This is a genomic window from Coprococcus sp. OM06-34AC (genome assembly GCF_003462545.1).
GTDB lineage: Bacteria > Bacillota > Clostridia > Lachnospirales > Lachnospiraceae > Coprococcus > Coprococcus aceti.
Genome location: NZ_QTZF01000007.1, coordinates 57,199 through 69,005 on the forward strand (window position 1 = coordinate 57,199; position 11,807 = coordinate 69,005).

Here is an 11,807-nt window from a genome sequence, read left to right on the forward strand (position 1 = left end):
TTTACAACCCCCTTTTCTGTTTTAACACAGGCTTCACTCCAAAGACCTTTCTGAACAGTTCAGTCTTGGTCTTGAACACCCCTGCCTCAAGCGTAATATCATTCAGTGTATCTACCGTCATCGTGAGCACGTAGTCCTTGAAGCTGAACTTCATATCACTTATCTTCTGCCTGTGGCTCTTGTCAAGGACATCCGCAAGTCTCAGTATGGATGCCAGCTTGGCGACCTTCATGTAATCCGCAGTCATCAGCGATACCTGTGCCTTTGTCTGTGAAGGGAGATAATACTCGTTGAACTTCACAATATTTGCAATCTCCTCCCTCTCCTTGTGGGACAGTCCAAGTATCTCCGTGGACATGATTATGTGATAGGACATCATGGTGCCCACGTTCATATTTACAAATTTGCCACAACTGTGGAGCATGGCTGCGATCTGGAGCTGCAGTCTCTCTCTCCTTCCGAGTCCGTGGACGCTCTTGAAGGAATCAAATATATCCAGTGCGTTCTGCGTCACATTCTGTGTGTGCTTCCTGTTGACCTTATATTTCTTGGCTATGCTGTTTGCCGATGCAATGATATCCTCGTCGAAATTCTTATTCAGCAGAAGCGTTCCGTTCTTATCCATATAATCGGCAACTATTCCGTCACAGAACGTAACATCCGGCGTGATGATATCCTCCGCCCTTGAGTTGTCGAGGAATGACTGGTAAATGATCGCCATCGGAAGCATCAGTGTCGCCCTCTCGTATGGCACACCGTATTTTTCTGAAAGGACCTCCGGGGTGGTCTCAACTACCTTGTGATAAAGCACGCGGAACTGATCTCTTGTGATCTTGTCTGTGATATTCAACTCCGGTCCGACCTTCTTCAGATTTGCGATTCCGTCTCCTATGGCTATTATGCTCTTGATGTCCTTATCGTTTATAAAGAGGTTCCTGAACTCCTCTATGAAGTTCGATACAAACTCCTCCATGATATTCTCCAGAGCCACCGTGTCTGCGCCGTATTTTGCCAGATAATCCCTTATTCTCACGGCTCCTATAGGAAGGTTCTGTGTCTGGATCAGATTCTGCTTGTCAAATATAGATATCTGAAGACTTCCCGCTCCTATGTCCAGAAGCGCCCTGTTCTTCGTGTCGGCATCCTCAAACTTCGACTTTGCCGCATACGCCTTGTAGTTCATGAATCTCTGCTCCGAGTTGCTGAGCACTGAGACGTCGATGCCTGTGTGCTGCTTTATCCTCTCAAGGACCATGACTGAATTCTCCGCCTCACGCACAGCGGACGATGCATACGCCTTGTATTCACGCACATCGTATTCCCTCATCTTCCTGCGGAATTTGTTGAGGATCTCACATACCTTCATTATGGAATCCTCGGTTATCCTGCCACTGTTGTAGGTATCACTTCCGAGCTCAACTGTGCTGTTGACGTAATCGATCTCCCTCACCCCTTTTTTGGGAGTTATCTCATACACCTTCATTGACAGCTCGTTAGAACCTACATCGATGGCTGCAAATACCTTACTTGCCATATCTACCCCACCTTTCATGTTACTTATCAGTATGTTCCAATTATCTTGAAATCCATAGAATCCTTATTTATATGGTCCAGCGCATCTATCGTCGCCGGATCCATGAGACTTCCCTCAAGAGTTATGAAGAATGAATATTCCCATTTTCTTCCCCTGAGAGGCCTCGACTCAATGCTTGTCATATTGAGCCCGTTATGTTTTATATGTCCAAGTATACTGTAAAGGGTTCCACTCTCATGTGGCAGTGCAAAGCATACGGATATATTTCCCGCACTCTTCACATACTCCTTTTTCTTTGACAGTATGATAAATCTCGTTGTGTTGTTCTCATTGTTGACTATATCGTCCTTGAGTATCTCAAGTCCGTATATATCTGCGGCAAGAGCGCTCGCTATGGCAGCCTGGGTAATATCGCCTTCATCCCTGACCTTCACCGCACCCACTGCAGTGTTCGCAACCGGGCACTGTGCGTATCCGGCTCTGTTTAGGAATTCACTGCACTGCAGAAGCCCCTGCGGATGGGAATATACAGTCTGTATATCAGAAAGCTTTGAGCCCGGAACTCCCATGAGCATATGTGCCACCTTGACCTCGTCTCCACCCACGATGGTCAGGCCGCTGCTGCCAACCATATCATATATACCACTCACAAATCCGGCAGAGGAATTCTCTATAGGCAGGACTCCGTAATCAGCCTTGCCGCTCTTCACCGTCTCTATGACATCCTCAAATTTTGCAACATTTACATTTTTTATATCCTTGCCAAAATAGTCATGCATAGCCTGATGACTGTAAGCCCCCGGAACACCCTGGTATACAACCACCGTGTCTTTATCGACCTTCAGATGATCCACGGGCACAAACCCGCTCACCACATCAGAGCTTATATGTGCCAGCGCAACATCTCTGCCCTCAACACACGCTCTGTCGATAAGCTCATTCTTTCTGGTGATAAGCTGCTGTATCTGCTCCTCCAGACTGTTTATCTCTTCCAATGTATTCATTCTATCTATCCTTCCACTTGAAGTGTCAATTTTGTCACTGTTTGTCCAGCCCGGCACGAAGCTCGGATATTGTCTTGCCAAGCAGCGGGTGCCTCTTGTATCCCGCTATCGTGGACAATGGTTCAAGTACAAACTCTCTCTTGTGCATCTCCACGTGTGGTATGTGAAGATCCTCACTGTCATACACGACATCATCATAAAGCAGGATATCGATATCCAGAGTTCTCGGTCCCCAGTGGATCAGCCTCTCTCTTCCCGCCGCTTTCTCTATTCCATTCACCAGTCTCAGCAGTTCCTCAGGAGTCCTGAGCGTCTCTATCTCCAGACAGCCGTTCAGGAAATCGTCCTGCTCAACGCCGCCATACGGCTCGGTCTCTATAAAATCTGATACTCTTGTCACCTTGGTGTATTTATCCTTGTTCAGCTCATCTATGGCCATGTCCAGATATGATTCCCTGTCGCCGATATTTGACCCAAGTCCAAGATATGCTGTGTGCTTTTTTCTGCTTATGGACACGGACACTGTATCTACATGTACCATGACCGGAGCCCACGGCTTCTTCACCGTCACATTTACCCCTCTCACATCATCGTAAGTGAGAAGTATCATGTCTGCTATCTCCTCAGCCACAGTCTCTATCAATTTATAATTTCTGTTCTTCATGACCTTCTGTATGTCATCGCACACGCTGCCATAGTTCACAGATTTTCTTATATCATCACTTCTGCCGGCCTCCTGGGTCGACACCTGCATGGATACGTCCACCACGAACTTCTGTCCAAGGACATTCTCCTCCCTGTACACTCCGTGATGTGCAAATACCTCAAGTCCTTTTATATTGATACTGTCCATACCGCACCTCCGCTATATGTTATCTGGCACTCAGCATCGCATGCGTCATCTTGAGTGCTCTGTAGTTACTCTTCACATCGTGTACTCTGAAGAAATCGCAGCCCTTCACAAGCCCAAGCACTGATGTGGCAACTGTTCCCTCCTCGCGCTCGGTCACCGGAAGATCAAGTGTAAGTCCTATCATCGACTTTCTCGACGTTCCGAGGAGTATCGGGAGATCCCATTTGTGGAGCAGCTCCAGATTGTTCATGAGGAGCAGATTCTGATGCAGATCCTTTGCAAATCCTATTCCCGGATCCACCATGATCTTGTCCCTGTCTATGCCTGCTGCCAGAGCCATGTTAACCGACTCATCCAGATCTGATACAACATCAGCCAGATAGTCTGTGTAATCTGTGTTCTCCCTGTTGTGCATAAGACAGCACGCCTTGTCGTACTTCGCTATGACAGCCGCCATCTTCTCATCGTACTTCAGTCCCCATATATCGTTTATGAGATCTGCACCTGCATGTATACCCGCCTCAGCCACCGCAGACTTGTATGTGTCGAGTGATACTGCCACGTCGAAATCTCTCTTTATCGCCTCTATGATCGGTGCGGTCCTCTCTATCTCCTCCTCATCCGATATCTTTGTATATCCAGGTCTTGTGGACTCACCGCCAACATCTATTATCACAGCCCCCTCAGCTATCATCTTCTCTGTGGTAAACAGAGCTGTGTCCATGGTGTTATGCTGTCCTCCATCCGAAAATGAATCCGGGGTCACATTCAGTATCCCCATCACATAAGGTTCTTTTCCACTCTCAAATGTCTTGTTTCCTATTATCATCCTTTTATCCTCCAGATATAAAATATCCGCACATGACGTGCGAGCCCTTGGTACTTCCCTTAATATTTTATCCCTGTATTGCGTGCACTCTCCAGCCAGTAACACTGGTCTGATGCCTTGCAGTCAAAACAGTTTCGAGACAGCTTATCCGCATTATACAACACATATGCCAGTCCTTCCCGCTCAGCACCGTCTGTATTGTGTGAGCCTATGGCATCACATATCTGCGCATTCTCCTGCGTGGAAAATCCGCACTGCTCCAGTATCCTGCCCGCATACTCAACACTCAGCTCATGATGCTTCCTGCCGGTGTCATCAGGATCTGCCCGTCCCACATCGTGAAGAAGTGCCGCGGCATATATGATCTCCCTGTCTATCGCATATCCCTGTTCGATATTCATTATATACGCTATCCTGGCAACATCCAGGCAGTGCTCAAGTCCATGCCGGCAGAATATCCTGTCGGTCTCCTTGTTCCGCACAGTCTCCATGAGACGTCTGTATTCATCGTTGTATATGATCCTGTCCACTCTGTCCATCTCTGTCTGCATCAGCTTTCTATATATCCTCCATGTTCCGCACGGTCTATGATCGGCCCAATAAATGACAGCGAGCCAAATACCATCACCACCGGATCCTGCCTGTCATCAGCCAGCGTCATCGTCAGCCTCACAGCATCGTCCACATCTTCCTGCTCATAGACTTCATCTATATATGTCCCTGCCAGCCTTTTCAGCTCATGCCTTGAAAGTGCTCTCGGGTTATCCGGCTCAACTGCTATGAACGCAGAAGCCCCCGGCATCATGATCCTGAGCATCTGCTCATAGTCTTTGTCCTTGAACACCCCACATATATATATGAGGTCTCTTCCGGCAAAATACTCATCTATGTTCTGTCTAAGTGCTCTCCAGCCTCCCGGATTGTGTGCGCCATCCACATACAAGAGAGGTTTGTCCATAAGCTTCTGGAATCTTCCCTTCCAGAACGTCGCATTAAGTCCTCTCCTTATGTCATCCTCAGTCAGCTCATATCCAAGCCTCATGAGAACATGTGCGGTCGCAGCCGCTGTGGCACTGTTATATATCTGATATATGCCCGGAACCTGAAGTTCGTATCTCTGTCCGTCATATATATATTCACTTCCACCTACTGACTCTCTGCATATCTCTATATCCTTCTCCCTGATAAGTACCGCCAAGTCCGATATATTATTCTGCTCACATGCCATATCCCACATATCCTCAAGCTCTGAGGCAAGCGGGTACGCCACACATGGGCAGTTCTTTTTCAATATTCCAAGCTTCTGTCTGTATATATCCCTCAGGGTATTCCCGAGGAAATGCATGTGATCCATGCTTATACTTGCTATTATCGTACAGACCGGGTGGCTACACACATTTGTGGCATCCTCCAGGCCTCCCATTCCGGTCTCAAGCAACAGGAAATCGACCTTTTTGTCGCAGAAATAACAGAACGCCACCGCTGTCTCCGTCTCAAACGATGTGGGTCTTCCCCAGCCGTCCGACACCATGTCATCCGCTGCATCTTTCACCGTCTCAAGATATACGGCAAAATCCTCCTCAGACATATATTCCTTATCTATCTGAAATCTCTCAAGATATGTAAATATCGTCGGAGATATATATCTTCCCACACTGTATCCTGCACTCTCAAGTATCTCGTCCAGAAATGCGCATATCGAACCTTTGCCATTTGTTCCTGCTATATGTATAACCGGGACTGCGTCCTGCGGATCGCCAAGCCTTCTCAGCAGCTCCTTTATACTGTCAAGCCCCAGAACGCTTCCCATGGTGTCCGTATATTCTATATAACTTCTTGCCTCTTCATAAGTCATGGCATATATCCGTCCCTTCTCATCTGTGCCTGATAAGTGGTGCATTCTCATCTATAGGCAGCAGCTCATACCCATCATCCCGGAGTCTTTCAATGAGCATCGGCAGTGATTCCACCGTGGTGTGCCTCGACTCAAGATCATGCATCAATATGACCACATCGTCGTGCTGCAGTGCATCCTTCATGATATTGTCGACAAGCTGCTCCGGCGTGTAGCTGCCACACACGGCATCATTGTTCAGCGCATTCCAATCATAATATATAAGCCCCTCGGCATTCACATAGTCTATCAGGGTGTTCATATCCACTCTGGATACCGTATTTGAACTGCCGCCCGGGAATCTGTAATATACACAATTTACACCTGTTACATCATACAATAAATTTCGCAATTCCTCAATATCTTCGGAGAAATCAGCAAGGCTTCCATATATTTTATCGTAATCATGGGTGTACGAATGAAGCCCCAGTGTATGTCCCCTATCCACTATATCCCGGTAGGCATCATAATAGCTCTTGTCGCGCCCCACGACAAAAAATGTTGCCTTCACATCGTATTTATCAAGGATATCCAGTATCTCCACTGTGTTCCCGGATGGCCCATCGTCAAATGTGAGATACGCCCTCTTCGTTATCTCCGGCTCCGCATCAGACTCCGTTTCGTCCTTCTCCGGCTGCATCTCCCCGGTATCATTTGCCCCATCCACCTCCGATGGTGTGCTCTCATCCGCCCCCAGGACATTTGCCTGCTGCCTGACCGGCCCTCCGGCACTATAAAAGCCCCACCTCGACTGGCTGATTATGTAATAACAACAGAAAATTATGGCAAGAAATATGGCAACCGCCAGCATAATATACTGCCATCTGTCAGTCACCTCCTGCACATTGTCAATTTTTTTCAAATGATCCTCGCCGCCTATAGCGTTTTTTCTATTATATTATTTTTTATTTTTAATTATGTGTCTATTTTTTATGCCATGAATATTTCTCAGATATACGGAGAATATAAATAGCAAATATTAAAAAAAGGAGAACATGTACAATGAAAAAATACTTTTTACTTGTGACGTGTATGACACTCACCATGATCCTCTTCTGTGGTTGTGGCAATTCAAACGGTGCTTCAAGCACTGGCTCATCTTCAGCAGCCAGCACCCAGACAACATCTGAGGCTCAGAATGGTAACAGCTCTGAGGGAAACAGCACCGACTCATCTGACAAAGGCGTTGTAGGCGGAGCAGCCGACGCTGTAAAGGATGTCGCTGACGGCGTGGCCGACGGTGTAAAGGATGTCGCTGACGGCGTGGGAAACACCGTGTCAGGCATCTTCGGTTCATTCGATGATGCCCAGGACTGGTTCATGGATCAGCTTCCCGCAGGTGACGGAAGATTCGAGGTTGCCAACAGTGACAAGGATCTCACAGAATTTTCCGGTGGAAAAACAGGCTACCACATCGAGCTCCACGACAACAATAAAGAGGGCGACACCAAGGTCGGTGATTTCTATATCGACTCCAGCGATGGCAAGGTGTACAGATCCGATGAGCACGGGAAGACATTTGCAGAGTATGATTTCTCTGATTATAAATAGATGAAATATCCCGCATGAAAAAACAAGCGGCACGGAGGTATCTAAAAACCTCCATGCCGCTTTATTCTATGTTCTTATTCTGCCACATCCACTGCATCATCAGCTTCAGTAACAGTCACTTGTTCGTCTTCACCCTTCTTGTCTGAGCTCAGCATCTCTCCTGTGAGCGGATTGATCTTGACTCCCATCTCCGACGCAATGAGATTGTACATGTCAAACTCTCTGTCTCTGGCAGCCTTCTTTCTGGCCTTTACGCCCCTGGATCTGACCAGCTCCACTATTCCGAATCCGATCATCAGTATGCCGAAGAATATGAAGCCCGCCATATTTTTTGAAAAAAATGCATGAGCCACACTTATTGCGCCTATTCCGATCATCACGATACCCATAACGAAATTGAACATATATGCTTTACCGCCTTTCACCAATCATCTGTTTACAAACGCATCTATGCCCGCCTTCTCGAGCATTCTGTCGTATTGCTCATACATATACTGGACACTGTTCTCAAGAAGATGATAGTGCATTATGTATGGAACAAGCAGCACCATGAATGCAAGTGCAAGTATCAGCAGCGATATATTGTCCGTCACTACAAATGTTATACATGTTGCAACCGTCAATACGGCAAACAATACCAGCACTATGAGGTGGATAAGTCTCTCATGCATGAAAAATCCTACCTGCGTGAGATGTCTCTCTGCCTCCCGTGCAAAGTCCACATCATTCCTCTTTAAAAGCTCATCAATATATGCTATATACCGGCGTATCCTCTTTGCCATCTGCCGCATCTTCCTTTCCTGATCCCTGCCGAACCGTCAGGCTAGTTCATCACCTTGTTCATAAAGTGCTCCCACTGTGCGATCACCTTATCATAGTAAAAACTCAGAACATAGGATTCCTCATCCACATCTATTATCATCTGATAGCATTTTCTGTCAGCATTCTCCGAAGACTTGAGCATCTCCTTTGGCTGGCCCGAATAAAATACAACCTTGCCCTCAAAGCTCTTCAGCACATCCTCATAGTCCGCCCTGTCCACAGGCTTATCCGGTACTGACTCCTGGAGGACATCGTTCGCATCGTAATACTTATGACCCTCGAGCAGAAGTGCCTCGATCTCAGGCTCAGTGAATCTGACCTGCATATCACTGGCATATCTGTCAGTATAGAGCTCATTTGCAGAGTTGTCCTCTCTGACTACCGCGCCGTCAAATTCAAATTCCAGGATTCCCTGCTTCTCCGAATATATACATCTGATCAGAGTCGCATCCCTGAAAGAGAGCGTCTCGATCTCATCTACACTCTTGTACTTCATATCTGTATCTCCAACTAGTCCATTGCCTTCTTGATGGCCGCAAGAAGCTCATCGTATGTCTCAAATGCCTCAAGATCAGGATTGTCCGCCTTGATCTGATCTGTGCTCTTGAACAGGAAGCCTGCCTTGCTCGCATAGATCATTCCCAGATCGTTGTGGCTGTCACCGCTTGCTATAGTGTCGTAGCCGATTGACTGCAGAGCCTTGACTGTTGTGAGCTTCGACTGTGGGCATCTCATCTTGAAGCCTGTGATCTCACCGTCATCTGCAACGATCAGCTCATTACAGAATATTGTAGGGTAACCGAGCTTCTTCATGAGAGGGCCTGCAAACTGTGAAAATGTATCGCTTATGATTATCACCTGTCCTATGGATCTCAGCTCATCCAGAAACTCCTTTGCTCCAGGGATAGGATCTATCTTTGCTATAGTCTCCTGTATCTCCTTGAGTCCAAGTCCGTGCTCCTTAAGTATACCAAGTCTCCAGTTCATGAGCTTATCGTAGTCAGGCTCATCCCTTGTTGTTCTCTTAAGCTCAGGTATTCCGCTTGCCTCCGCAAATGCGATCCAAATCTCAGGTACCAGTACTCCCTCTAAATCAAGACATGTTATATACATATTATATTATCCTCCGTTCTTATAAATAGTGTGAATTAATGCATGTCATACTCCTCCCGTTTCTGACCACACAGATGCATTATAGCACAGTATCACGCAGACTAACAATCACTACTTTCAGGCATTTGCCCAGACTTCTTCCATCTGTCCAGAGCGTATCCATAATCCCGGATTATCATGTCGAGCTGCACCCTTTTCGTCACTCTCATGTGGCTTCCCTTCAGGTATACTCCGTCCATGAAACCGGTCCGTATCGTCATTCCGCACTCACCTCTCATCGCAGCCGGTCTCTTCACCACACTTGCACCCGCCGCCTTCTGAAGCTCTTCGTACCTTTCATAATTCTTCTGCCATGCCCTCATATAGGTCTCAACTTTCCTTCCCGGAATATTGACCCTCACTCCACCATAGCGTCCATCCGGCCCCGGGAAGAAATACTCTATCCTGAAGTCATTCTCACTTATTATTAGCGTACCGCCGCTCGCCAGCTCTTCTCTGCATGCTCTTCCCATAACTTATCCTCACACATTCCTGAGACTTTCAAATGTATTGTAAATGTTCAGCAGGCCATATCCCCACTCGGGATTCGGATACTGCCTGATCTCCAAAAGCCCGCCCGAACTTCCCGGTCTCACCGCTCCCCTTATCAGGTAGCCCCTTATCTGGTTGCCGTTTATATTCCTTATCATCTTTCTCCCATACGACCACTCAAGCATGATGGCACTGCAGCCCGCAGTGTATGAAGCCGCCACTGAGGTGCCGCTTCTTATAACCGTCTCCCCGCTGGCTCCTTCTCCCCTTATATTCACTCCGGGAGCGAGAAGATCCGGTTTCACCCTGCCGTCCGCCGTATAGCCTCTGCTGTTGTCGATATACAGATTACCATTTGAGTGATCATATGCGCAAGTGCATATCGCAGTCTCCGCCACCGCCGGGCTGGTTATGGTCACTCCCGGATCACTTGACACAAATCTCGTCCCCGGGGATACAAAGCTGCTTATGGGCAGCCACGCGTTAAAGCTGAGCTCCGTGGTTCCAACACCGTACACCCTTATCCGCCATATACCATTTGCCGGGGTTATAAATCTGAGCATGATGAGCTCCTGCCCAGCAGAATCCTCTACGAGAAAATAGTCGACATATATCATCCCACCTCCAAATATCGGACGGATGATCGAGCTCCTGTCATACCTCGGCGATATCCTCTCTATAAATTCCCCGCCAGGAATCTCTATGGCCACCGAGTAGGTATTGGTGGACTTACCCCATATCTCAAGTGTAAAGCTGTTGTGATCTGCCACATCGATCTCAACGACATCATATGCCCCTGTGACGATCCCGGAATAATGATGTCCTGCTCTCCCCTCGTTGCCACCGGCAGCAGATACCGCAAACCCCTGAAGATCTCCTATGTTGTTTATATATTTGTCCAGCGCTCCCGCCCCCGTATGGCTTCCACTGTTGGTCCCAAGCGTCACGAGTATGCTCATAGGCATGCGCAGCTTTTTCTGCTGCTCAAGCAGATATGCTATCGCTGTCATTATGTCAACCTCACTGTACGCATTTGCATCCGATGGAATACCATAAAAGCTGCGGAGATTCTCCTTTGCCTGCTTTAACTTCACCACCACCAGGTCTGCCGACGGAGCCACACTCACAGCCGTTCCCGCGCAGAAGCTTCCATGCCCGGTGGTATCCGTCAATATCCTTTGTCTCTCATCCACAGCAGCCTGTATCTCCTCCGTGCTATACTCCCTGCCGTAGCCGTATGATGCGTTGTCAGCCTCCTCCACAGTCTGATCCCACGCCGCAAGTATCTTTGTCTTACCCCCATCCCGCACAAATGAACTGCCAAATATATCGATCCCCGTATCAACGATGCCAAGCAGTATCCCCTTTCCGGTGAGTCCGAGTATATTTTCCTGCTGGATATTGATAACCCCTATAGCCTCAAGAGCCCCCACATCGTCCATCAGGCCGTACACTTTTGGGAAAAGATTGTACTCAAGCCTTGAAAAACTCTCCATATACCCGGCCGGAAACGGCTGATATGCCACCGCATATCTGTCGTCTATTATGTTGAGCCCGTATGGCTGATACAGATCCATCAGAGCTTCCCTGTCTCCGTTGTATTCTATTATATATTCCACATAATCCTCTGAGTAAGCAGCATCTGATATCACCGCACATTCCTCCAGGGGCAATCT

Annotated in this window: 14 protein-coding genes; 1 reads left to right on the top strand and 13 read right to left on the bottom strand. The window is 47.6% G+C overall.

What is annotated here, in order from left to right:
* Position 1: 1 nt before the first annotated feature.
* From DXB91_RS11765 to DXB91_RS11795, 7 genes are read right to left on the bottom strand one after another with little or no spacing between them, the layout of a single operon-like run.
* Positions 2–1,534: a Ppx/GppA phosphatase family protein gene (locus tag DXB91_RS11765; protein ID WP_118018146.1), complete on the bottom strand. Its 1,533-nt coding sequence runs from the start codon at positions 1,532–1,534 to the stop codon at positions 2–4.
* Positions 1,535–1,560: 26 nt separating this feature from the next.
* A complete protein-coding gene (locus DXB91_RS11770; protein WP_118018148.1) occupies positions 1,561–2,538 on the bottom strand; it encodes a prephenate dehydratase in 978 nt (325 codons plus the stop codon).
* A gap of 34 nt (positions 2,539–2,572) precedes the next feature.
* On the bottom strand, positions 2,573–3,391 hold the full coding sequence (folK, locus tag DXB91_RS11775) for a 2-amino-4-hydroxy-6-hydroxymethyldihydropteridine diphosphokinase (protein WP_118018150.1): 819 nt from the start codon (positions 3,389–3,391) through the stop codon (positions 2,573–2,575).
* A 19-nt stretch (positions 3,392–3,410) separates the two neighbouring features.
* Entirely contained in the window at positions 3,411–4,220 is an 810-nt protein-coding gene (gene folP, locus DXB91_RS11780) for a dihydropteroate synthase (protein WP_015533887.1), read from the bottom strand.
* Positions 4,221–4,279: 59 nt separating this feature from the next.
* On the bottom strand, positions 4,280–4,771 hold the full coding sequence (locus tag DXB91_RS11785) for an HD domain-containing protein (RefSeq protein ID WP_118018152.1): 492 nt from the start codon (positions 4,769–4,771) through the stop codon (positions 4,280–4,282).
* Positions 4,771–6,075 (bottom strand): bifunctional folylpolyglutamate synthase/dihydrofolate synthase, encoded by a 1,305-nt coding sequence (locus DXB91_RS11790; protein ID WP_243003564.1) that lies wholly within the window; start codon positions 6,073–6,075, stop codon positions 4,771–4,773. Before DXB91_RS11790 ends, DXB91_RS11785 begins: the two co-directional genes overlap by 1 nt.
* A 19-nt stretch (positions 6,076–6,094) precedes the next feature.
* The gene (locus DXB91_RS11795) at positions 6,095–6,976 is read right to left on the bottom strand and encodes a polysaccharide deacetylase family protein (RefSeq protein WP_243003565.1); all 882 of its coding nucleotides are present in this window, start codon (positions 6,974–6,976) and stop codon (positions 6,095–6,097) included.
* A 140-nt stretch (positions 6,977–7,116) separates the two neighbouring features.
* Between DXB91_RS11795 and DXB91_RS11800 the strand changes: the two genes are divergently transcribed.
* Entirely contained in the window at positions 7,117–7,665 is a 549-nt protein-coding gene (locus DXB91_RS11800; RefSeq protein ID WP_118018156.1) for a hypothetical protein, read from the top strand.
* Between the two features lie 74 nt (positions 7,666–7,739).
* Here DXB91_RS11800 and DXB91_RS11805 read toward each other — a convergent pair whose 3' ends face one another.
* From DXB91_RS11805 to DXB91_RS11830, 6 genes are all read right to left on the bottom strand, one after another.
* Positions 7,740–8,069 (bottom strand): DUF308 domain-containing protein, encoded by a 330-nt coding sequence (locus DXB91_RS11805; protein ID WP_118018158.1) that lies wholly within the window; start codon positions 8,067–8,069, stop codon positions 7,740–7,742.
* Between the two features lie 24 nt (positions 8,070–8,093).
* On the bottom strand, positions 8,094–8,447 hold the full coding sequence (locus DXB91_RS11810; RefSeq protein ID WP_117549243.1) for a hypothetical protein: 354 nt from the start codon (positions 8,445–8,447) through the stop codon (positions 8,094–8,096).
* A gap of 41 nt (positions 8,448–8,488) precedes the next feature.
* Positions 8,489–8,983 (bottom strand): hypothetical protein, encoded by a 495-nt coding sequence (locus tag DXB91_RS11815; protein WP_015533893.1) that lies wholly within the window; start codon positions 8,981–8,983, stop codon positions 8,489–8,491.
* A gap of 14 nt (positions 8,984–8,997) precedes the next feature.
* On the bottom strand, positions 8,998–9,600 hold the full coding sequence (gene thrH, locus DXB91_RS11820; RefSeq protein ID WP_015533894.1) for a bifunctional phosphoserine phosphatase/homoserine phosphotransferase ThrH: 603 nt from the start codon (positions 9,598–9,600) through the stop codon (positions 8,998–9,000).
* Between the two features lie 101 nt (positions 9,601–9,701).
* On the bottom strand, positions 9,702–10,112 hold the full coding sequence (locus tag DXB91_RS11825) for a hypothetical protein (protein ID WP_118018160.1): 411 nt from the start codon (positions 10,110–10,112) through the stop codon (positions 9,702–9,704).
* Positions 10,113–10,121: 9 nt separating this feature from the next.
* A complete protein-coding gene (locus DXB91_RS11830) occupies positions 10,122–11,783 on the bottom strand; it encodes a S8 family peptidase (RefSeq protein ID WP_117549245.1) in 1,662 nt (553 codons plus the stop codon).
* Positions 11,784–11,807: the final 24 nt, after the last annotated feature.

What these genes read in the sequence shown, in the direction of transcription:
- DXB91_RS11765 (WP_118018146.1), bottom strand. Translation starts at nt 1,534, where the DNA reads ATGGCAAGTAAGGTATTTGCAGCCATCGATGTAGGTTCTAACGAGCTG.
- DXB91_RS11770 (WP_118018148.1), bottom strand. Translation starts at nt 2,538, where the DNA reads ATGAATACATTGGAAGAGATAAACAGTCTGGAGGAGCAGATACAGCAG.
- folK (WP_118018150.1), bottom strand. Translation starts at nt 3,391, where the DNA reads ATGGACAGTATCAATATAAAAGGACTTGAGGTATTTGCACATCACGGA.
- folP (WP_015533887.1), bottom strand. Translation starts at nt 4,220, where the DNA reads ATGATAATAGGAAACAAGACATTTGAGAGTGGAAAAGAACCTTATGTG.
- DXB91_RS11785 (WP_118018152.1), bottom strand. Translation starts at nt 4,771, where the DNA reads ATGCAGACAGAGATGGACAGAGTGGACAGGATCATATACAACGATGAA.
- DXB91_RS11790 (WP_243003564.1), bottom strand. Translation starts at nt 6,075, where the DNA reads ATGACTTATGAAGAGGCAAGAAGTTATATAGAATATACGGACACCATG.
- DXB91_RS11800 (WP_118018156.1), top strand. Translation starts at nt 7,117, where the DNA reads ATGAAAAAATACTTTTTACTTGTGACGTGTATGACACTCACCATGATC.
- DXB91_RS11805 (WP_118018158.1), bottom strand. Translation starts at nt 8,069, where the DNA reads ATGTTCAATTTCGTTATGGGTATCGTGATGATCGGAATAGGCGCAATA.
- DXB91_RS11810 (WP_117549243.1), bottom strand. Translation starts at nt 8,447, where the DNA reads ATGGCAAAGAGGATACGCCGGTATATAGCATATATTGATGAGCTTTTA.
- DXB91_RS11815 (WP_015533893.1), bottom strand. Translation starts at nt 8,983, where the DNA reads ATGAAGTACAAGAGTGTAGATGAGATCGAGACGCTCTCTTTCAGGGAT.
- thrH (WP_015533894.1), bottom strand. Translation starts at nt 9,600, where the DNA reads ATGTATATAACATGTCTTGATTTAGAGGGAGTACTGGTACCTGAGATT.
- DXB91_RS11825 (WP_118018160.1), bottom strand. Translation starts at nt 10,112, where the DNA reads ATGGGAAGAGCATGCAGAGAAGAGCTGGCGAGCGGCGGTACGCTAATA.